Below are 22,293 nucleotides of genomic sequence, written 5' to 3'. Positions count from 1 at the left end.
GGGAGAATCATCTCAGGCTCCTTTCCCATTTATCAATGCTAGATAGTAGAAAGGAACACTATTTTCTATGTTAGACTATACAAAAGAAGACTTGCAGGAGCTAGGAGCAGAGATCACCACACGTGAGATCTACCAACAACCAAGTGTTTGGAAAGAAACGGCTTGCTTGTACCAAGAAAGAAAAGCGGAAATAAAAGCTTTCTTAGATAAGATAGGCCAAGAGCATGCCTATATCAAGGTCATCCTGACAGGGGCAGGGACCTCAGCCTATGTGGGGGACACCTTGGTTCCGTATTTGCAGGAAGTGCACGATGAACGCCATTGGAATTTCCAATCTATTGCGACGACTGATATCGTGGCGCATCCACAAACCTATCTCAAAAAAGAAGTGCCGACGGTCTTGGTTTCCTTTGCACGAAGTGGCAACTCGCCTGAAAGTGTTGCGACAGTTAAGTTAGCTCAACAATTGGTGGAGGATCTTTATCAAATTACCATTACCTGTGCAGCCGAAGGAAAACTGGCCCAGCAAGCCCACGGAGATAAGCGCAATCTCTTGCTCTTACAGCCGAAAGAAACCAACGATGCCGGCTTTGCCATGACTTCTAGCTTTACCTCTATGCTCCTGACAGCCCTCTTGGTCTTTGATCCAAGTGAGGAAAAAACCAAAGAAAAACGGGTTGAAGAATTGATTAATCTGTCAGAGCAGGTCTTGGAGAAAGACCGCGAGGTCAAGGAAGTTGTCGATCTAGATTTCGAACGTGTCATCTATCTAGGAGCGGGACCTTTCTTTGGGCTAGCTCATGAAGCCCAGCTCAAGATTTTAGAATTGACTGCAGGTAAAATCGCGACTATGTACGAGAGTCCTGTCGGCTTCCGTCACGGTCCAAAATCCCTCATCAATGACCAGACCCTCGTCTTGGTCTTTGGATCCATTGATCCTTATACCCGTCAGTATGATCTGGACTTGGTTCGCGAAGTTGCAGGGGATCGGATTGCCCGTCAGGTCATTCTCTTGACCGATCAAGCTGCAGGGATTGAGCATGTACGAGAAGTGTTAGTGGAAGCTTCTGCAGACTCACTAGATATCTACCGTGCCTTCCCTTACATTATCTATGGTCAATTGATTTCTCTCTTGACTTCGCTCAAGGTGCAAAATCGCCCAGATACGCCTTCACCGACTGGTACCGTCAATCGGGTTGTTCAAGGAGTGATCATTCATCCATTTCATAAAGAATAGCCACTAATTTTCTATAAAAAGTGGAGTGTTTCTTCTTGTGAAACTGATACAATGGAGAAAAACAGTGAGAGGAGAAGGTTTGTGAAACAGTATCAAGAAAGCGTGTTTGGGGAATGGCAGAATCAAGAAGTTCGTGCTTATCGCTTCGAAAATGACAAGGGCTACCAATTGTCTGTCATGACTTATGGTGCGACGATTTTAGAATATGTGACACCGGATAAAGAAGACCGGTTTGCTAATATTATACTAGGCTTTGATCGCTTTGAGGACTATGTGGGCAATAACCCTAAATACGGTGCCAGTATTGGCCCAGTCGCTGGCCGGATTGCAGGGGCCAGCTTTGAGCTCAATGGTCAAAGCTACAATTTGGAAGCTAATAACGGTGCCAACTGCAACCATAGTGGATCGACTGGTTGGGACAGCGCCTTGTTTAGCGTTGAGTCCGTGACAGACCAAGAAATTACCCTGTACACAGAGCGTGCCGATGGCACTGGTGGTTTCCCTGGAAATCTTAAGATCTGGGTGACCTATGGTTTGACGGAAGCAGGGGAATTGGAAATTAGCTATCGGGTAGAGACAGACCAGGACACCCTGGTCAATCCGACCAACCACAGCTATTTCAACCTATCTGGGAACTTCACCCAGCCGATTCATGATCATGTCTTTCAGATCAACCATCAAGGGCTTTACCCTATCCATCCCGACGGTGTCCCTCTTCACACTGTGGATAAAGAAAGTCCGATCGTTCAGCATCTCTACCAAGCTATGCTCTTAGAGGATCTCTTTAAGGATTCGGATCCGCAAATCCGCCTGGTAGAAGGCTTAGACCATCCATTTGCTCTTCCAGAAGGGCATGAAAATGCAGGATTCTTCTACCATCAGCCGTCTGGACGATTTTTGACTTTCAAGTCAGAAGCTCCCGCCTTGGTGGTTTATTCAGCCAATTTCGTAGACGAAACTGTTCATCTGGAAGGGCAACCAATGGTTCAACACAATGGCCTGGCCTTGGAATTCCAAATCGTACCAGACGCCATTCATAGTGACCAAGCTGAAAAGGTCATCTTGAGAGCGGGTCAAGTCTTCACCAGCAAGACCAGCTACCATGCCATTGCTAAAAAATAGATAAGAAAGAGAGGGTGACAAACAAGGATGTGAAAACCTTGCTTGAAACTTCCTCTTTTTTTGAAAAAAATTTTTAAAAATGACTATAAGGAAACTTTAAGATTCCCGTCGTATACTAATACCATCATCAAAGACCTCCTAACTTTGAATGATAAAACTCCTAAAACTTTTTCATAATAATCTCCCTATAAGAGCCACCAAAACCGGTGGCTTTTTCTACGTACCTTAGCAAACGTTAGTGAGCTTAGGTACATTGACGCAGTTCCAACGCTAGTGAGTATACTACGATCTTTAAAAAATTAATGAGGTGAACTCAGAGAGTTCAACCGAATTTAGAGATATTGACGCAGTTTGAGCGGAGCGAAAACTACGTTCTTTAAACAGAAATAAGGTAGTTTAAGAGGGCAATCGATTCCCAACATCCAACAATCAATAATTAGTGATAGATTGAATAGAATATGATTTTAAATCATCTGGAGGCATCATTTTTTGCTATAATAGACTGTATGAGTAGAATTTTAGACAATGAAATTATGGGCGACGAAGAGGCTGTTGAACGGACGCTGCGCCCGCAATATTTACATGAATATATCGGTCAAGATAAGGTTAAAGACCAGCTAAAAATCTTCATCGAGGCAGCCAAGTTTCGGGATGAAGCGCTGGATCATGTCCTTCTTTTTGGCCCTCCGGGGCTTGGGAAAACCACTATGGCCTTTGTCATTGCCAATGAACTGGGCGTCAATCTCAAGCAGACTTCCGGTCCTGTCATTGAAAAGGCTGGTGACTTAGTAGCCATCCTTAATGACTTAGAGCCGGGCGATGTCCTCTTTATCGATGAGATCCACCGTCTGCCTATGTCAGTCGAAGAAGTGCTCTACAGCGCCATGGAAGATTTTTACATCGACATTATGATTGGTGCTGGCGAGACTAGCCGGAGTGTCCACCTGGATCTTCCTCCTTTCACTCTAATTGGGGCGACGACTCGAGCTGGGATGCTGTCCAATCCCTTGCGCGCTCGCTTTGGGATTACCGGCCACATGGAATACTATGAGCAAGATGATCTGACAGAGATTGTCGAGCGGACCGCCGAGATCTTTGAGATGGAGATTACCCACGAGGCTGCCGAAGAGCTTTCTCTTCGTAGTCGGGGGACTCCTCGGATTGCCAACCGGTTGCTGAAGCGGGTGCGTGATTTTGCCCAGATTATGGGCGACGGCTTGATTGACGATACCATTACCGACAAGGCCCTCTCTATGCTGGATGTGGACCATGAAGGTCTGGACTATGTCGATCAAAAGATCCTGCGGACCATGATTGAGATGTACGGAGGAGGCCCAGTTGGCCTTGGGACCCTATCGGTCAATATTGCCGAAGAGCGGGAGACCGTAGAAGATATGTATGAGCCTTACCTGATTCAAAAAGGCTTTATCATGCGGACCCGGACAGGGCGCGTGGCGACTCGCAAGGCTTATGAACACCTGGGTTATCCCTACAATGGAGACTAGAAGAAGATGCTGACGGAAGAAGCGATAGTAGAGCAGATCCAGGCGGATCAAGAGATGATGAAAGTCTTGGCTATTATTCGGGATCTCAACCTGGCAGACGCTTGGTTAGCAGCGGGTGCGGTGCGCAATTTCGTCTGGAACCAGCTTTCTGGCAGACCAGGGTTTGATGCGTCGACAGATCTGGATCTGGTCTTTTATGACCCTACGATTAGCTATGAGGAGACTCTCCAGATCGAGCAAGAATTAAAGAGGACCTATCCCCAGTACACTTGGGAAACCAAAAACCAAGTCTACATGCACCAGCATAGTCCGGGGACGGATCCTTATCGCAGTGCTTGTGACGCGGTTTCTAAATACCCCGAGCAGTGTACGGCACTTGCAGTTCGCTTAAGGAAAGATGGTCAGCTGGAGCTCTTTCTCCCTTATGGGACAAGAGATATCGAAGACTTTATCGTTCAGCCGACACCACATTTTTTAGCCAGCCCAGAGCGTTTGGCGGTTTATAGGGAACGCATGCGGAAGAAAGATTGGAAACGAAAATGGCCAGCCCTTCAGATCATCCTGCCTGAATAAAAAAAGAAAGTCAGCCCACCTCAACGGTGGACAGGCTTTTTTCGTCTTGCCTTAAAATTATAATTTTAGCAGATTATATTTTTCTTACATTCTGTTATAATAGAAAGGAGGTGCTGTCATGAAAAAAATCGTATTTGTGTGTTTAGGAAATATTTGTCGGAGCCCCATGGCAGAGTTCGTCATGAAGGACTTGACCGATCAGTATGAGATTGAAAGTCGGGCCACTTCTAGTTGGGAACATGGCAATCCCATCCATCGGGGGACCCAGAAAATCTTTCAACAATACCAAGTCCCTTATGATCCAGCTAAGACTTCCTTACAGATCAAGGAAGAGGATTTTTATGCCTTTGATGTGATCCTAGGGATGGACGAAAACAATGTGGCAGATCTAAAACAAATGGCTCCTGCAGGGACAGAGCATAAGATCCATCTTTTTGCTGCTGAAAGTGTGCCGGATCCATGGTATACCGGTGATTTTGAGGAAACCTATCGCAGGGTTCTGGCCGGCTGTGAGGCTTGGTTAGATCGGCTAGCAACTTCTTAAGAGTTTGATATGTGAGAGAATACAGAATATGAAAGAATTTTTGGAGACTTACAAGGTCTATCTAACAAGAAAAAATTTAGAAATAGCAGCATTGGTCGTGATTGTTTTATCCGCTTTGCTGGTCTTCTTTTCAGCTATTCCGGGTCAGGGGACTTTGACTCTGGACAAGGGCGCTATCCGCTACAAGGGAAGTTTAGTTCGTGGCAAGATGAATGGCAAGGGAACGGTCACTTTCAAAAATGGGGATACCTATACGGGCAACCTCGTCAACGGCTCTTTTAGTGGTTATGGCAAGTTCAAGTCTAAGGATGGCTGGACCTATGAAGGACAGTTTGTCAATGGTCAGCCCGAAGGCAAAGGCACCTTAACCACAGAAGCCAACGTCGTATACAAAGGAACATTCAAGCAGGGGATTTATCAGAATGCGCATTAAATGGTTTTCACTAGTCCGTGTCACTGGACTCTTATTGGTATTGCTCTACCATTTCTTCCAGAAAGCCTTCCCAGGAGGCTTTATTGGGGTAGATATTTTCTTCACCTTTTCAGGATTTTTAATTACTGCTCTCTTGATCGATGAATTTGCGCGCAAGCAGGAGATCGACTACCTAGCTTTCTTAAAACGGCGCTTTTATCGAATCGTACCGCCACTTGTTTTCATGGTCTTGGTTGTGATGCCTTTTACCTTTATGGTTCAACGGGACTACGTTGCTGGTATTGGGACTCAGATTGCAGCGGTCTTTGGTTTTGTGACCAATTTCTTTGAGATGGCAACCGGTGGTAGTTACGAAAGTAACTTTATTCCTCACCTCTTCCTTCATACTTGGAGTTTGGCTCTAGAGGTGCATTACTATGTGCTGTGGGCGCTCCTAGCATGGTTCTTGGCTAAGCGGTCTAAGACGGTTGGGAAATACCGAGGCATGCTCTTCTTAGCATCCAGTGGGCTCTTTCTCTTCACCTTCTTGTCCATGTTCATCCGTGCCTTTTTGACAGCCAATTTCTCCACGATTTATTTCTCTAGTTTTACCCATATCTTCCCCTTCTTTGCGGGATCGTGTTTAGCAACGGTGACAGGGATTTCTAATGTCAGTCCAAACTTTACAAAACTCGTACAGTCTTGGAGTACGAAAAAGACGCTAGCGGTCTTGATTGGCAGTTTTGCCTTCTTGTTCCTGCTCAGTCTTTTCTTGCCATTTGATAGCTTATGGACCTATCTATTTGGCTTTTTAGTAGCGACCATTGCGGCTTGCGCCATGATTCTTTCGGCCCGTATTCTCCATGAGAAGACGCCAGATAAAAAAGAACCCGCTATCCTCAATTTCTTGGCAGATACCAGTTATGGTGTCTATCTTTTCCACTGGCCTTTCTTTATTATCTTCTCCCAACATTTGGGAAATGTGGTAGGAGCTATTGCGACGACAATTGTCTCCTTGATTCTAACAGCTCTTTCTTTCTATATTTTGGAGCCAACCATTGCAGGTAAAGAGCCTCATGTCTTTGGCATGAAAATGGACCTCAGTTTTTTAACCAAGCCAATCTTTTACCTGATGATTCCCTTGACCCTGTTGATGATTGGGATTTCTGCCTTTGCACCCACAGTGGGAGCCTTTGACGAAAGCTTAGTTGTCAGTGGCCTCAATCAAGCAGACAATAAAATGCAGGTCACACGGACACAAGTGGAAAATGCTACAGCGACAGATTATAACGTCTCAAATGGGGTGACCATGATTGGTGATTCAGTTAACTTGCGGGCGCAGGATTACCTATTAAAAGCAATTCCAGGCATCCAGATCGATGCGGTGGTGAGCCGTCAGTTGGAAAATGGAATGAAGGTCTTTGAAACTGATATTTCCAATAAGGTCTTATTGAAAAATGTTGTCATTGCCCTAGGAACTAATACTGTTAGCAATTACAAAGAGTTGCTGGATCAGTATGTTGAAAAACTTCCAAAAGGTCGTCGCTTGATTCTTGTGACACCATATGATGGTCGTTATGCCAACGACGAGTCTAGCGAATCGGTCCAAACTCGTCTCTATGAGTTGGAATTAGCCAAGAAGTATGATTTTATTACCATTGCAGATTGGTACCAAGTAGCTGTTGAAAATCCAAACATTTGGGTGGGAACAGACTCTGTTCACTTCAATATGGAAACCAATGGTGGCGAACTCTATGCCCAAACGGTCAAGGAAGCCCTTGATAAAGCAGAAAAAGGTCCGGTTAAAAAGTAGAGAGACTTCTTTGAAATTGCAATAAAATAAATGCTGACAAAAGAGAACAAAAAGCAACTTTTTACTTGTAAAAAGCTGCTTTTTTTAGTAACATTAAGAAAACGCTTACAAAAACAGATTGAAAATTTTACTTTGTGAAGAAAAAATTTTTTTAATATTTTTTTCACAATGTAATCAGAAAAGTCCTGCAATTGCGTTTAATTTGATAAAAATTTCACAAACTACAAAAAATTCTTTGTGAAAGTTGCCTGGAAGTGTTTACAAAAATCTTAAAATAGAGTACAATAATATTGTGAAATAATTAACAAATCGAAATTTCTTACACTATTCTTGAAAGTTTCTGAAAACAAGAAAAAGTTCCGGAAAAGGATAAGGGTTTCAAACATTGGAGGAAAGCATCAAATGGCTGATAAAAAAACTCTCTCACCTGAAGAAAAGAAACTCGCTGCTGAAAAACACGTAGACGAGTTGGTGCAAAAAGCGCTTGTAGCGCTTGAAGAAATGCGCAAATTGGATCAGGAACAAGTAGACTACATCGTTGCAAAAGCATCTGTAGCTGCTCTTGACGCACACGGTGAGCTTGCTCTTCATGCATATGAAGAAACTGGTCGTGGAGTCTTCGAAGACAAGGCGACGAAGAACTTGTTCGCTTGTGAGCACGTTGTAAACAACATGCGTCACACCAAGACAGTTGGTGTTATTTCAGAAGATGATGTCACTGGTTTGACTCTTATTGCTGAGCCAGTCGGAGTTGTCTGCGGGATCACTCCTACAACAAACCCAACTTCAACAGCAATCTTTAAAGCTTTGATTTCCTTGAAGACACGGAACCCTATCGTCTTTGCCTTCCACCCATCTGCTCAAGAATCATCAGCTCATGCAGCACAAATCGTACGCGATGCGGCAATTGCAGCTGGAGCACCTGAGAACTGTGTGCAATGGATTACCCAACCTTCTATGGAAGCAACGAGTGCCCTGATGAACCATGAAGGAGTTGCTACGATCCTCGCGACCGGTGGGAACGCCATGGTGAAAGCAGCTTATTCTTGTGGGAAACCAGCTCTTGGGGTAGGTGCCGGAAACGTTCCTGCCTATGTTGAAAAATCAGCTAATATCCGCCAAGCTGCACACGATATCGTCATGTCTAAATCATTTGACAATGGTATGGTCTGTGCGTCTGAACAAGCGGTCATCATCGATAAAGAAATCTACGATGAGTTTGTTGAAGAATTCAAATCTTACCACACTTACTTTGTTAACAAAAAAGAAAAAGCCCTTCTTGAAGAGTTCTGCTTCGGCGTAAAAGCCAACAGCAAGAACTGTGCGGGTGCTAAATTGAATGCGGACATTGTTGGGAAACCAGCAGCATGGATCGCAGAACAAGCTGGCTTCTCAGTTCCAGAAGGAACCAATATCCTTGCGGCAGAATGTAAAGAAGTTGGTGAAAAAGAGCCTTTGACTCGTGAAAAATTGTCACCAGTCATCGCTGTCTTGAAATCTGAAAGCCGTGAAGACGGAATTAACAAAGCTCGCCAAATGGTTGAATTCAACGGTCTTGGTCACTCAGCTGCCATCCATACAGCTGACGAAGAATTGACCAAAGAATTTGGTAAAGCAGTTAAAGCCATTCGTGTGATCTGCAACTCTCCTTCGACTTTCGGTGGTATCGGGGATGTTTACAATGCCTTCTTGCCATCATTGACACTTGGATGTGGTTCTTACGGACGCAACTCTGTTGGGGACAACGTTAGTGCCATCAACCTCTTGAATATCAAAAAAGTCGGACGCCGGAGAAATAACATGCAATGGATGAAACTACCTTCAAAAACATACTTTGAACGTGATTCAATTGAATACCTACAAAAATGTCGTGACGTTGAACGTGTCATGATCGTTACAGACCACGCTATGGTAGAGCTTGGTTTCCTTGATCGCATCATCGAACAGCTTGACCTTCGTCGCAATAAGGTAGTTTACCAAATCTTTGCAGACGTAGAACCAGATCCAGATATCACAACCGTTGAACGTGGTACAGAGATCATGCGTGCCTTCAAACCAGATACTATCGTCGCTCTCGGTGGTGGATCTCCAATGGATGCGGCCAAAGTAATGTGGCTCTTCTACGAACAACCAGAAGTGGACTTCCGTGACTTGGTTCAAAAATTCATGGATATCCGTAAACGTGCCTTCAAGTTCCCATTGCTTGGTAAGAAGACCAAATTCATTGCCATCCCAACAACATCTGGTACAGGATCTGAAGTAACACCATTTGCCGTTATCTCTGATAAAGCAAACAACCGTAAATACCCAATCGCAGACTACTCATTGACGCCAACCGTTGCCATTGTAGACCCTGCCTTGGTATTGACAGTTCCAGGATCTGTTGCAGCAGACACTGGTATGGACGTTTTGACGCACGCAACAGAAGCTTATGTGTCTCAAATGGCAAGTGACTACACTGATGGTCTTGCTCTTCAAGCCATCAAACTTGTCTTCGAAAACTTGGAAAGCTCAGTGAAGAACGCGGACTTCCATTCACGCGAAAAGATGCACAATGCGTCAACCATCGCAGGTATGGCCTTCGCCAATGCCTTCCTCGGTATTTCTCACTCAATGGCCCACAAGATTGGTGCGCAATTCCACACAATTCACGGACGCACCAATGCGATCTTGCTTCCATACGTTATCCGTTACAACGGTACACGTCCGGCTAAGACAGCGACATGGCCTAAGTACAACTACTACCGTGCAGATGAGAAATATCAAGACATCGCTCGTATGTTAGGACTTCCATGCTCTACGCCAGAAGAAGCAGTTGAAGCTTACGCAAAAGCTGTTTACGAACTTGGTGAACGCGTAGGAATCCAAATGAACTTTAAAGCACAAGGAATCGATGAAAAAGAATGGAAGAAACATTCTCGCGAATTGGCCTTCCTTGCTTACGAAGATCAATGTTCACCGGCTAACCCACGTCTTCCAATGGTAGACCATATGCAAGAAATCATCGAAGATGCATACTATGGTTACAAAGAACGTCCAGGACGTCGTAAATAAGGTGCTAGAGAACAACTGATGTTTATCAGCTATCCCTCGCTCAAAAGAGCGGGGGATTTTTGATGGCCTTTTCAAGTTTCAATAGAAGAAAGGGAGCAGAGGGCTTGCTCGTCTTTTTTGCTTTTTAGGTCTCAGAATCGCTTTTTCGTGAAAAATTAGATTTTTTTCCGAAATTGTGTTATTTTTATAGCATTTCAAGCTAATTTATGTTACCCTATAGTGTGTGAATCTGCTTGTGCTGAAGGGCTAGGATAGCTTTTCAGTTATAGGCAAAAAAATAAAACGAAAGAAATCAGGAAAGGAGGCCATCTCAAATGGAGTTAGAAGGTGAAGTGCAAGATCAGGCACAGAAAATTATTGAAATGCCCAAAAGAGATCGGGCAACGTCCGCTTCAGAAAATCATCCATCATCTGCTTCGGTGGTCTCCATGTATGGGCAGGAAAGGCCAAGTATTCCGAGTCTCCATCAGCAACTAGCAGGCGCGTCTGGTACCCAGACCATTCAATTGCGGGAGGAATTGGTGCTGGCAGTCGCACAGAGTGCTTTAGCGCAAGCAACTGTGTTTGAGACTGAGCTCAAGGGCAAGCTGGAAGAGGCCAAGGAAGCGGTTTTCTCTAAGGTCACCGAGGTGTCTCAAATAGCCCACGGGATGGCCCAATTTTTAACAGATGCAGAAGTGGAGCAACTATTAGGAGAGTTCTCTATGGATGCTTGTTGGGACCAAGCGGTAGAGGCGGAAAACCTTGCCCAAGCAAAGGCCTACTCGACACATTTGTCAGATTTGGCAGGCCAGCTAGAGGCTGCATCCGCCCAATTAGTCGACTTGGACAAGGGGCAAGCCGTGGCAATTGATTTTTCATAAGTAGGAGAAAAAGATGTTAGAGATCCTGGGAGAGGACAGAGAACGCATTGAGGAGCTCCATCGAGAGATTAAAAAGGAGCAAGAGCGAATTGCAATTCGGAGTTTGATTGCTACGCAAAAAGCCTTGATGATGTTGGAAGGGATGAGTTTGCAGGTAACTTTGAGCGGTCAATCAGAAAAGATGCGCTCTTTTGCTACAACAACCCTAGTTAGTGATTTGAAAGATGGATTTACAGGAGGAGCAGCGGACGCGGCAGAAGCAGCACTGAAATCAGTGAAGAAGCCCATTCTATTGAGTCCGATCAAAGGAGGTATGTGATGTACCATTCAGGAAATAGTGAATTAGAGCAACTAGAAGATCGACATCACCGCTTCAACCAGAAGATTAGTGAGCTGGAGTGGGATTATGCGGATATGCGCATGGATGTTCGGCAACATACAGAAAATTTAGTAGACTGGTTGAGTGCTCTGCACTTTCAAGCCCCGAGTGCGGAGGCCCAAAGTGGCTTGGAGCGCTTGTTTGCCTTGCAAGAAGAATTTGAGGCAGAACTCAAGCGCTATGAAGAGCGCTTGGAAGAAGAGCGAGAACGCGAGCAGCAAGAGTATTACAGACAGCGCCAACAATTAGAACAAGGTGATTAAAACATTCCTCTGGTAGAGATAAGGGGAATGTTTTATTTTGTTCAAAAAACTTTTAAAAATGTGCTCACAAATTCTTGCAAACGCTTACTTAGTATGTTATAATATTCACAAAGAAACGAAAATAAAATGGTTTTATCAAACCAACAAAAAAGGAGTCGCTTATGAAAGCTGCAACTTATGTATCTGCAGGCAATCTACAGTTGATCGATCAACCAAAACCAGTCATCAAGAAACCGACTGATGCGATTGTACGTTTGGTCAAAACGACCATTTGTGGAACAGACCTCCATATTTTGGGAGGAGATGTTCCAGCTTGTAAAGAAGGAACGATTCTTGGTCACGAAGGAATTGGGATAGTCGAAGAAGTCGGTGATGCGGTTACGAACTTTAAGGTGGGGGACAAGGTTATCATCTCTTGTGTGACAACTTGTAACACGTGCTACTACTGTAAACGTGGCTTACCATCTCACTGTGAAGACGGTGGTTGGATTCTCGGTCACTTGATCAATGGTACCCAAGCAGAGTATGTGCATATCCCTCACGCAGACGGTAGTCTCTATCATGCACCTGCCTCTGTTGATGATGAAGCCCTTGTTATGCTCTCAGACATTCTTCCAACTTCCTATGAAATTGGGGTTCTCCCATCTCATGTGAAACCTGGGGACAACGTTTGTATCGTTGGTGCAGGGCCAATCGGTTTAGCAGCTCTCTTAACCGTACAATTCTTCTCACCAGCTACGATTATCATGGTGGACTTGTCTGAATCTCGTCTGGAAGCTTCTAAGAAGTTTGGGGCTACCCATACCATTTGTTCAAGTGATATTGATGAAATCAAGACCTTTATCAATGAAGTGACCGATGGTCGTGGTGTTGACATCTCGATGGAATGTGTGGGCTATCCAGCTACCTTCGATGTCTGCCAAAATATTATCTCTGTCGGCGGTCATATTGCCAACGTCGGAGTGCATGGGAAGCCAGTTAGCTTCAATCTTGATGACCTTTGGATTAAGAACATCACGCTCAACACTGGTTTGGTTAATGCCAATACAACTGAGATGCTTCTTAATGTATTGAAGTCAGGTAAGATTGATGCGACGAAGTTGGTGACTCACCACTTTAAACTTTCAGAGGCGGAGAAGGCATACGAAATCTTCAAACATGCTGGAGAAAACAATGCCTTGAAAGTCATTATCGATAATGACATTAGTCAATGAAGTGTTAGCTAATTTTTGTTCATAGTTTTTTTAGTAGGGCCAGAGATATTCTGGTCCTATTTTCAGTTCCAGCTAACCGATTTCTCCTTGCAAAAAAATTTCTTTGTCTTATAATATAAGTGTAGAAAACGATTATATGGATAGAAAGGTGTGAACTTATGAAGGGCTTTCGTTACCATCGTGAATTCTGGTTGGACTTTCATTTCTGGATCTTGGTCTTGCTTTTAGCGGCTGTAGCTTTGACGATGCGGGCTCCGCTTTCGGTAGTTAGCCTCGCTTATCTTGCTTTTGTTGGGATTTTGATTTTGTTGCAGGTCTTTCAACCGCCTGTATCGACACGGAAGTACACGGAAGGTAGCTACCATTTCAATTGGACCTTCTATCGGGATATCAGACTCTATATCGATCTCTTTTTATTAGCAGGTCTCTTGGCAGGCCCAATTGCGTCATCGGATATGGCCTATTGGATCTTGCTTGGAGCTGTCGTTGGCTCTATCGGCTTTGTATTTGTCGTAAAGGAAAAAGCGGCTCAAAAGATGGTTTAGTGAATTGTCACCATGTCGATCTCTGAAACTAGTTTCAGAGATCTTTTTATTTTTCCCAAAATGCGAAACTATAATCCAATTGCAAGAATAATGTTGTAAGCGCTTTAAAAATGGATTATAATCAATTTACAAGTACTCGAGTTGCCTTATTATCAAAGGAGAAGGAGTTATGTCAAAGATTACAAAAGATGAATTGATCCAGCAAATCAAAGATGGCATCATTGTTTCTTGTCAGGCTCTCCCTCACGAACCGCTCTATACAGAAACTGGAGGAGTCATTCCTCTCTTGGTTAAAGCGGCTGAGCAGGGTGGAGCTGTCGGGATCCGAGCCAATAGTGTCCGGGATATCAAGGAAATCAAGGAAGTGACCAAGTTACCGATCATTGGGATTATCAAGCGTGACTACCCACCGGAAGAACCCTTTATCACGGCTACCATGAAAGAAGTTGATGAATTAGCAGCATTGGATATCGCGCTCATTGCTCTGGATTGTACCAAACGTCCCCGTCATGATGGTCTTTCGATTAGTGACTTTATCCATCAAGTCAAAGAAAAATATCCCGATCAGCTGCTCATGGCCGATATCTCGACCTTGGAAGAAGGATTGACGGCTGTTGAAGCTGGAGTAGACTTTGTCGGAACGACCTTATCTGGCTATACAGACTACAGTCCAAAGGTCGATGGACCAGATTTTGAACTGATCCATAGCCTCTGCCAAGCAGGAGTGGATGTCATTGCAGAAGGCAAGATCCACTCTCCTGATCAGGCCAAGAAAATACATGATCTCGGGGTGCGCGGTATCGTCGTAGGTGGCGCTATTACCCGACCAAAAGAGATCACCGAGCGCTTTGTCGCAGCTTTAAATTGAGAAAACAAAACAGAAGATTGAAGGAGGAGACCCAATAGAGAGTAGTCGAATTCATTTAATGAGAATGTTTCAGTGAAGGGATAACGATGAAGATTTCAAGAAGGAACTCATATTTGCTTAACTTTCTGTAACATAAATCTAGTGTAAAAGGAGAAATAGATGATATTTGATGATTTAACAAACATAAAATTGTACAAAGGGATTCATCCTAATCTGGATCAAGCGATTGATTTTCTCTATGAACACCGGAAAGATTCTTTTGAGCTAGGGAGATATGATATCGACGGTGACAAGGTCTTTCTCGTTGTTCAAGAAAACACCCTTAACAAAGATGAAAATGGTCGCTTTGAACATCATCGCCGTTATGCCGACCTTCATTTATTAGTTGAAGGGCATGAATTCTCTAGCTACGGTTCCCGTATCCTAGATGAAGCTATTCCATTTGATGAAGCAAGTGATATTGGCTTTGTTCATTGTGAGAAATTCTATCCACTTCATTTGGGTTATCATAATTTTGCAGTCTTCTTCCCTGGGGAACCTCACCAACCAAATGGTTATTCAGGTCAGGAAGAAACAGTCAGAAAATATTTATTCAAAATTGCGATTGATTAGATGTCTTAAATAGAAAATGGAGGAGATAGGCAATATAGTTAGTTTTTTCGGAGAAGTTAAGTCTTCAAAGCGCTGATTACATATTTTGTATTTAAAACAGAAAGAGGAAAATAATGAAAAATAGTAAGAAAATTCTTTTCGCTTTGGTTCTCGCGTTATTCGCATTGTTTGTCACTGCATGTTCATCTTCAAAAAATGATGCAGAAAGAAGTAATAAAACTGGAGAATTATCTGGTGAAATTGTAATGTGGCACTCATTTACTCAAGGGCCTCGGTTAGAAAGTATTCAAAAATCAGCTGATGAGTTCATGAAGAAGCATCCAAAAGTTAAAATCAAGATTGAGACATTTTCATGGAATGACTTCTATACAAAATGGACGACTGGATTAGCAAATGGCAATGTTCCAGATATTAGTACAGCTTTGCCAAACCAAGTTATGGAAATGGTGAATTCAGATGCTTTGGTTCCATTGAATGATACTGTTAAGACGATTGGAGAAGACAAATTTAATAAAACAGCATTAGATGAAGCGAAGGTTGATGGCAATTTTTATTCCGTGCCTTTGTACTCACATGCTCAAGTTATGTGGGTTCGCACTGATTTATTGAAACAATATAATATTGAAGTTCCAAAAACATGGGATCAGTTGTATGAAGCTTCTAAAAAATTAAAAGAAAATGGAGTTTATGGATTATCCGTACCTTTCGGGACAAATGATATGATGGGGACACGCTTCTTGAATTTCTATGTACGAAGTGGCGGTGGTAGCCTATTGACTAAAGATTTGAAAGCTAACTTGACAAGCAAACTGGCCCAAGATGGAATTAAATACTGGGTGAAGATGTACAAAGAATTTTCTCCGAAAGACTCATTGAACTTTAATGTCTTGCAGCAAGCTACTTTGTTCTATCAAGGAAAGACAGCATTTGACTTTAACTCAGGCTTCCATGTAGGTGGTATTCAAGCAAATAGTCCTCAATTGATTGATGCGATTGACGCCTACCCTATTCCAAAAATAAAAGAATCAGATAAAGATTATGGTATTGAAACTTCTAATATTCCATTGGTAGTTTGGAAGAATTCCAAACATCCAGAAGTAGCGAAAGCATTCTTAGAATCTTTGTATGAAAAGAAAGATTATATTAGCTTCTTAGATTCAACTCCTGTTGGAATGTTGCCTGCCATCAAAGGAATTAGTGATGATCCAGCCTATAAAGATAATGACATCCGCAAGAAATTCCAACATGCAGAAGAAGTTATTACAAAAGCAGCGGAAAAAGGTACAGCTATTGGATATGAAAATGGTCCAAGTGTTCAAGCTGGAATGTTAACAAACCAACATATCATTGAACAAATGTTCCAAGATATTATTACAAATGGTAAAGATCCAATGGAGGCTGCTAAGGATGCAGAAAAACAATTGAACGATTTATTCGAAACTGTAGCAGTTGATGTTAAATAATAATAGCAGAGGCTACAATAATGTAGCCTCTGTTTTTAGAGAGGAAAAAGCATATGGTCAAAAATAGAAATTTGACTCGATGGGTGTTTGTGTTACCTGCTATTATCATTGTTGGACTATTATTTGTTTACCCATTTTTCTCCAGCATTTATTTTAGCTTTACAAACAAACATTTGATCATGCCGCGGTATAAATTTGTAGGATTAGCAAATTATAAAGCAGTTTTATCGGATCCTAATTTCTACAATGCCTTCTTCAACTCCCTTAAATGGACAGTCTTTTCTCTTTTGGGACAAGTGCTTGTTGGTTTTGTGTTAGCACTTGCATTGCACAGAGTTAGACGCTTTAAGAAGTTATATAGAACATTGTTGATTGTTCCTTGGGCCTTCCCAACAATTGTCATTGCCTTCTCTTGGCAATGGATCTTAAATGGAGTATATGGTTATCTACCTAATTTGATTGTGAAATTAGGACTGATGAATCATGTTCCTGGATTTTTGACAGAAAGTACCTGGGCCTTTATCTGTTTAGTATTTATTAATATTTGGTTTGGTGCCCCTATGATCATGGTCAATGTTCTATCTGCCTTACAAACGGTTCCGGAGGAACAGTTTGAAGCCGCTAGGATTGATGGAGCTTCCAGTTGGCAAGTTTTTAGATTTGTTATTTTACCTCACATTAAAGTAGTAGTCGGATTACTTGTTGTACTGAGAACAGTATGGATCTTTAATAACTTTGATATTATTTATCTGATTACTGGTGGTGGCCCTTCAAACGCAACAACAACATTGCCAATATTTGCATATAATCTCGGTTGGGGAACAAAACTTCTTGGGCGTGCCTCAGCGGTAACAGTCTTGCTATTTATTTTCTTATTGGCAGTATGTTTCATTTACTTTGGAGTAATTAGTAAATGGGAGAAGGAGGGTAGAAAATGATGAAGAGAAGAACAAATGTACTCCTTGATATTGGGTCACATGTTGTTTTAGTTATTTCAACTATTATCGCAATTTTTCCTTTAATTTGGATCCTTCTATCTTCTGTAAAAGGAAAAGGTGAATTAACCCAGTTTCCAACAAGATTTTGGCCTAAACAGTTTACTCTCGATTATTTTACGCATGTTATTAATGACCTACATTTTATAAATAATATAAAAAATAGCTTATTAATCGCATTAACGACAACTGTCATCGCTATTATTATTTCTGCAATGGCTGCTTACGGTATTGTTCGCTTCTTTCCAAAATTAGGGGCGATCATGTCTCGGTTGCTAGTCATTACCTATATCTTCCCTCCGATCTTGTTGGCAATTCCTTATTCTATTGCTATTGCAAAAGTTGGATTAACCAATAGTTTAATTGGTTTAATGATTGTTTATCTTTCATTTAGTGTCCCTTATGCAGTGTGGTTGTTAGTAGGATTCTTCCAAACCGTTCCAATTGGAATCGAGGAAGCAGCAAAAATAGATGGCGCGAATAAATTTGTTACCTTCTATAAAGTGGTGTTGCCAATTGTTGCACCAGGTATTGTTGCCACAGCTATCTATACCTTTATCAATGCATGGAATGAATTCCTTTACGCACTGATCTTGATCAACGATACAAGCAAGATGACGGTTGCAGTAGCTTTGCGTTCGTTAAACGGTTCGGAAATACTGGATTGGGGAGATATGATGGCGGCATCTGTAATTGTGGTATTGCCTTCAATCATCTTCTTCTCAATTATCCAAAACAAAATCGCAAGTGGTCTTTCTGAAGGATCCGTAAAATAGTAAAAATAGAAACAGGAGTAAAACAATGGTTGTAAATTATGGTGTTGTTGGCACAGGATACTTTGGTGCTGAATTGGCAAGATATATGAAAAAAAATGAAGGTGCAGTAATTACAGTTGTTTATGATCCAGAAAATGCAGAAGCTGTAGCAGAAGAATTAGGAGCACGAGTGGCTTCGTCACTAGATGAATTGGTTCAAAGTGATGATGTGGACTGCGTGATTGTTGCTTCTCCTAATAATCTGCATAAAGAACCCGTTATTAAAGCTGCTCAGAATGGAAAAAATGTTTTCTGTGAAAAACCGATTGCTTTATCATATGAAGATTGTAAAGAGATGGTAGAAACATGTAAAGAAAATGGTGTGATTTTCATGGCTGGTCACATTATGAATTTCTTTAATGGTGTTCATCATGCTAAAGAATTGATCAATCAAGGGGTTATTGGAGATGTTTTGTACTGTCATACAGCGAGAAATGGCTGGGAAGAACAACAACCATCTATTTCATGGAAAAAAATTCGTGAAAAATCAGGGGGACATCTTTACCACCATATCCATGAGTTGGATTGCGTTCAATTTTTAATGGGAGGTATTCCTGAAACAGTTACGATGACAGGTGGAAATGTAGCTCACCAAGGAGAAAACTTTGGTGATGAAGATGACATGATTTTTGTTAATATGGAATTCCCTGGCAAGCGATTTGCCTTGCTTGAATGGGGTTCTGCCTATCGTTGGGGAGAACACTACGTTCTGATTCAGGGGACGAAGGGTGCTATAAAATTAGACCTATTTAATTGTAAAGGTACTCTGAAAGTAGATGGAAAAGAATCATATTTCTTAATTCATGAATCTCAGGAAGAAGATGATGACCGTACAAGAATTTATCATAGCACGGAGATGGATGGTGCCATTGCCTATGGTAAACCAGGGAAACGAACTCCATTGTGGCTTTCATCTGTTATTGATAAAGAAATGAAATACCTTCATGACATAATGAATGGTGCTCCTGTATCAAAAGAATTTGAAAAACTATTAACCGGAGAAGCGGCGCTAGAAGCAATTGCATCTGCTGATGCTTGTACTCGTTCCATTAATGAGGACCGAAAAGTGAAATTATCAGAGATCATGGGTTAATAATATTACTGATACGACAAAAGGAGAAAAAATGTCAGATTTAAAAAAATATGAAGGAGTCATCCCTGCTTTTTACGCTTGCTATGATGACCAAGGAGAAATTAGCCCGGAGCGGGTGCGAGCGCTGGTAGAATATTTTATCGCGAAAGGTGTGCAGGGCTTGTATATCAACGGATCCTCCGGCGAATGTATTTACCAGAGCGTGGCCGATCGCAAGCTAGTCTTGGAAGAAGTCATGGCAGTGGCTAAAGGAAAATTGACCATCATCGCTCACGTAGCCTGCAATAACACCAAGGATAGCGTGGAATTGGCACGACATGCAGAAGAACTAGGAGTAGATGCCATTGCGGCCATTCCGCCGATTTACTTCCGCTTGCCAGAGTATAGTGTAGCCCACTATTGGAATGAAATCAGCGCAGCAGCGCCAAGCACAGACTTTGTTATCTACAATATCCCGCAATTGGCAGGGGTGGCTTTGACACCGAGTCTGTATAAAGAAATGTTGAAAAACCCACGAGTCATTGGGGTGAAAAACTCTTCGATGCCTGTGCAGGATATTCAAACCTTTGCTTCTTTAGGTGGTGAAGACCACATCGTCTTTAATGGTCCGGATGAGCAATTCTTAGGTGGCCGTCTGATGGGAGCAGGAGCTGGTATTGGAGGTACCTATGGTGCTATGCCGGAGCTCTTCTTGAAACTCAATCAGCTGATTGCTGAGAAAGACTTGGAGACTGCGCGTGACTTGCAGTTTGCCATCAATGACATTATCGGAGTCTTGACGTCTGCTCATGGAAACATGTATGGAGTCATCAAGGAAGTATTGCGGATCAACGAAGGGTTGGAATTAGGATCTGTTCGTTCCCCTTTGACGGCAGTAGTAGAAGCGGATCAAGAAGTGATCCAACGTGCTGCTCAACTCATTAAGGACACAAAAGACAGATTCCTTTGATCAAAGGAGGTCTAGATGAATCCATATGTTGTAATTGATATCGGCGGAACGAGTATCAAATATGGTCTAGCCGATGCAGAAGGGCAACTCATAGAGACCCATGAAATGCCAACAGAGGCCCAAAAAGGAGGACCTCACATTCTTAAGACAACGAAAGAAATCGTAGCCCGTTATTTAAAGAAGCATGCCTTGGCAGGAGTTGCGATTTCCTCAGCTGGGATGGTCGATCCGGATAAGGGAGAAATCTTTTATGCTGGACCACAAATTCCCAACTATGCTGGCACTCAATTCAAAAAGGAAATTGAGGAGGCCTTTCAGCTCCCTTGTGAGATTGAAAATGATGTTAATTGTGCTGGTCTTGCAGAGGTTACCACAGGGCATGCTAAAGGATCGAACAATGCTGTTTGCCTGACAATTGGAACAGGAATTGGCGGTTGCCTCCTGTTGGATGGTCAAGTCTTTCATGGCTTTAGCAATTCAGCTTGTGAAGTTGGCTATCTTCATTTGCCAGATGGCGCCTTTCAAGATTTAGCTTCTACAACTGCCTTGGTCGAGTATGTGGCGGCGTGCCATGGCGATCCTTCAGACCAGTGGAATGGTCGCCGTATTTTCAAGCAGGCGACAGAAGGAGATAAGATCTGTATGGCAGGGATTGACCGGATGGTGGCCTACCTTGGAAAAGGATTAGCCAATATCGCCTACGTGGTCAATCCAGAGGTCATCGTTCTTGGAGGGGGGATTATAGCCCAGGAAGCCATCCTCAAGCCAAAAATCTATCAAGCTCTGTGTGCCGAACTTGTACCTAGCCTAGCAGATAAAATCCGTTTGGAATTTGCCCATCATCAAAATGCTGCGGGTATGTTGGGAGCTTACTATCACTTTAGACAAAAACATGCAACATAAAACAAGTCGCACAGGCGACTTGTTTTTGCTTCATCATAAAAACCATGAAGGATGAGAGAAGCCCCAACCTTCATGGTTTTTTAAATAGGGAGACCATATTAAGATTTTCGAGAACGTTGACTAGAGAGTTTTTTGTTTTCCCAGTAGCTATTAAAGACGACTTCTTTTTGTTCTCGGTTTTTATTGAGGAAATGGGCATAGACTAAATCCACTACGATGAGGAGAGGGAAAATGGCAGAGATTCGATCGATGTAGGTGCTACTAGGAAGGGGTGCAGCAGGCAATACCTCTGTATATCCTTGGTGGATAGCCGCAGGGTTAGAAGCTATAAGAATCGTCTTGGCCCCTTTTTCCTTGGCTTTTAGAAGACTGTCTGTAATAGAGCTCGTACTTCCTGATAGTGAGAAACCGATGACCAGACAAGAGGAATCGAGAATGCTCGTCGTCCAAGCAAAGCCATCTTGATCTGTCAGAGCCTCACAAACGACGCCCAGTCGCATCAAGCGCAATTTCATTTCTCGAGCTACTAAACCAGAACTACCGATCCCAAAGAAGTAGACCCGGTCCGCTTGGTCGATCAGTTCAGCCACCCGGTCCAATTGTGAATCGTTTACTAGGCTTTCAGTGACGTTACTGATATGGTGGTAGCGTTGCAAAACACTGAGAGTAAGTTCGTCATGATCTTGCACTTGTTTTTGATTCTTAGTTTCTTCATTAAAATGGTAAACAAACTCCCGATAGCCAGTAAAACCACATTTTTGAGAGAAACGCGTCAAAGCTGCCTTTGAAACATGAAGTAATTCAGTGACACGAGAAGAAGACAGGGAATGCTGTCGCGCTTCTGACGATAAAAAGTATTGGGCAATGTCACGTTCCATATCTGTCAGCTCTGATTCATGACTGGCAATAATCGAGCGTAAATCTTGATCTTGTTTCACAGCAATCCTCCTTCCTCGCAAAATGAAATAACAGGATTCTCCTATAATATATTACACATTATAACATGGCTAACCGCTTTATTCAAGTAAAAGAAATCAAGAAATACTGAAACTAGGAACAGGATATACAAAT

Annotated in this window: 22 protein-coding genes; 21 read left to right on the top strand and 1 reads right to left on the bottom strand. The window is 42.6% G+C overall.

Translation table 11 applies throughout. From position 1 onward, the window contains the following. Nucleotides 1-67: 67 nt before the first annotated feature. The 21 genes from QM830_RS09890 (at nt 68) to QM830_RS09790 (ending at nt 21,222) form a co-directional block, all read left to right on the top strand. Entirely contained in the window at nt 68-1,237 is a 1,170-nt protein-coding gene (locus tag QM830_RS09890) for an SIS domain-containing protein (protein WP_414326807.1), read from the top strand. A gap of 81 nt (nt 1,238-1,318) precedes the next feature. Beyond that, on the top strand, nt 1,319-2,359 hold the full coding sequence (locus QM830_RS09885) for an aldose epimerase family protein (protein WP_414326805.1): 1,041 nt from the start codon (nt 1,319-1,321) through the stop codon (nt 2,357-2,359). Nucleotides 2,360-2,865: 506 nt separating this feature from the next. Beyond that, on the top strand, nt 2,866-3,864 hold the full coding sequence (ruvB, locus tag QM830_RS09880; RefSeq protein ID WP_414326803.1) for a Holliday junction branch migration DNA helicase RuvB: 999 nt from the start codon (nt 2,866-2,868) through the stop codon (nt 3,862-3,864). Nucleotides 3,865-3,870: 6 nt separating this feature from the next. Then, nucleotides 3,871-4,437: a nucleotidyltransferase family protein gene (locus QM830_RS09875; protein WP_414326802.1), complete on the top strand. Its 567-nt coding sequence runs from the start codon at nt 3,871-3,873 to the stop codon at nt 4,435-4,437. 118 nt (nt 4,438-4,555) lie between these two features. Then, entirely contained in the window at nt 4,556-4,981 is a 426-nt protein-coding gene (locus QM830_RS09870) for a low molecular weight protein-tyrosine-phosphatase (protein ID WP_414326800.1), read from the top strand. 28 nt (nt 4,982-5,009) lie between these two features. Beyond that, nucleotides 5,010-5,414: a hypothetical protein gene (locus QM830_RS09865; RefSeq protein ID WP_414326798.1), complete on the top strand. Its 405-nt coding sequence runs from the start codon at nt 5,010-5,012 to the stop codon at nt 5,412-5,414. Then, nucleotides 5,404-7,206 (top strand): acyltransferase family protein, encoded by a 1,803-nt coding sequence (locus QM830_RS09860; protein ID WP_414326796.1) that lies wholly within the window; start codon nt 5,404-5,406, stop codon nt 7,204-7,206. Before QM830_RS09865 ends, QM830_RS09860 begins: the two co-directional genes overlap by 11 nt. A 402-nt stretch (nt 7,207-7,608) precedes the next feature. Beyond that, a complete protein-coding gene (gene adhE, locus QM830_RS09855) occupies nt 7,609-10,260 on the top strand; it encodes a bifunctional acetaldehyde-CoA/alcohol dehydrogenase (RefSeq protein WP_414326795.1) in 2,652 nt (883 codons plus the stop codon). Between the two features lie 314 nt (nt 10,261-10,574). Then, nucleotides 10,575-11,123 (top strand): hypothetical protein, encoded by a 549-nt coding sequence (locus QM830_RS09850; protein WP_414326793.1) that lies wholly within the window; start codon nt 10,575-10,577, stop codon nt 11,121-11,123. Nucleotides 11,124-11,136: 13 nt separating this feature from the next. Next, a complete protein-coding gene (locus tag QM830_RS09845; protein WP_009731984.1) occupies nt 11,137-11,442 on the top strand; it encodes a hypothetical protein in 306 nt (101 codons plus the stop codon). Then, nucleotides 11,442-11,765: a hypothetical protein gene (locus QM830_RS09840; RefSeq protein ID WP_154859249.1), complete on the top strand. Its 324-nt coding sequence runs from the start codon at nt 11,442-11,444 to the stop codon at nt 11,763-11,765. The genes QM830_RS09845 and QM830_RS09840 overlap by 1 nt, the downstream gene beginning before the upstream one ends. 161 nt (nt 11,766-11,926) lie before the next feature. Continuing rightward, nucleotides 11,927-12,979: a zinc-dependent alcohol dehydrogenase family protein gene (locus QM830_RS09835; protein ID WP_414326791.1), complete on the top strand. Its 1,053-nt coding sequence runs from the start codon at nt 11,927-11,929 to the stop codon at nt 12,977-12,979. A gap of 158 nt (nt 12,980-13,137) precedes the next feature. After that, on the top strand, nt 13,138-13,524 hold the full coding sequence (locus QM830_RS09830) for an ABC transporter permease (protein WP_414326789.1): 387 nt from the start codon (nt 13,138-13,140) through the stop codon (nt 13,522-13,524). Between the two features lie 169 nt (nt 13,525-13,693). Then, a complete protein-coding gene (locus tag QM830_RS09825; RefSeq protein WP_414326785.1) occupies nt 13,694-14,392 on the top strand; it encodes an N-acetylmannosamine-6-phosphate 2-epimerase in 699 nt (232 codons plus the stop codon). A 159-nt stretch (nt 14,393-14,551) separates the two neighbouring features. Further along, nucleotides 14,552-15,004 carry a YhcH/YjgK/YiaL family protein gene (locus tag QM830_RS09820; RefSeq protein ID WP_414326784.1) on the top strand — a complete coding sequence of 151 codons (453 nt, stop codon included), beginning with the start codon at nt 14,552-14,554 and terminating at the stop codon, nt 15,002-15,004. A gap of 113 nt (nt 15,005-15,117) precedes the next feature. Then, a complete protein-coding gene (locus tag QM830_RS09815; RefSeq protein ID WP_414326783.1) occupies nt 15,118-16,467 on the top strand; it encodes an ABC transporter substrate-binding protein in 1,350 nt (449 codons plus the stop codon). Between the two features lie 53 nt (nt 16,468-16,520). Then, on the top strand, nt 16,521-17,405 hold the full coding sequence (locus QM830_RS09810; RefSeq protein ID WP_006595263.1) for a carbohydrate ABC transporter permease: 885 nt from the start codon (nt 16,521-16,523) through the stop codon (nt 17,403-17,405). Then, on the top strand, nt 17,405-18,238 hold the full coding sequence (locus tag QM830_RS09805; RefSeq protein WP_037599884.1) for a carbohydrate ABC transporter permease: 834 nt from the start codon (nt 17,405-17,407) through the stop codon (nt 18,236-18,238). Before QM830_RS09810 ends, QM830_RS09805 begins: the two co-directional genes overlap by 1 nt. A gap of 25 nt (nt 18,239-18,263) precedes the next feature. After that, complete coding sequence (locus QM830_RS09800; RefSeq protein WP_201037265.1) at nt 18,264-19,370, top strand: Gfo/Idh/MocA family protein; 1,107 nt, start codon at nt 18,264-18,266, stop codon at nt 19,368-19,370. A 31-nt stretch (nt 19,371-19,401) separates the two neighbouring features. Next, a complete protein-coding gene (locus QM830_RS09795; protein WP_414326781.1) occupies nt 19,402-20,319 on the top strand; it encodes a dihydrodipicolinate synthase family protein in 918 nt (305 codons plus the stop codon). 15 nt (nt 20,320-20,334) lie between these two features. Continuing rightward, a complete protein-coding gene (locus QM830_RS09790; protein ID WP_414326779.1) occupies nt 20,335-21,222 on the top strand; it encodes an ROK family protein in 888 nt (295 codons plus the stop codon). A 98-nt stretch (nt 21,223-21,320) separates the two neighbouring features. Here the strand turns inward: QM830_RS09790 and QM830_RS09785 are convergent, their stop codons facing one another. Further along, entirely contained in the window at nt 21,321-22,160 is an 840-nt protein-coding gene (locus QM830_RS09785; RefSeq protein WP_414326778.1) for a MurR/RpiR family transcriptional regulator, read from the bottom strand. Nucleotides 22,161-22,293: the final 133 nt, after the last annotated feature.

Origin of the sequence: Streptococcus sp. OMI750, from assembly GCF_047463895.1 — a bacterium.
In the GTDB taxonomy this organism is placed as follows: domain Bacteria; phylum Bacillota; class Bacilli; order Lactobacillales; family Streptococcaceae; genus Streptococcus.
This window is presented reverse-complemented; position numbering and strand designations above follow the sequence as displayed.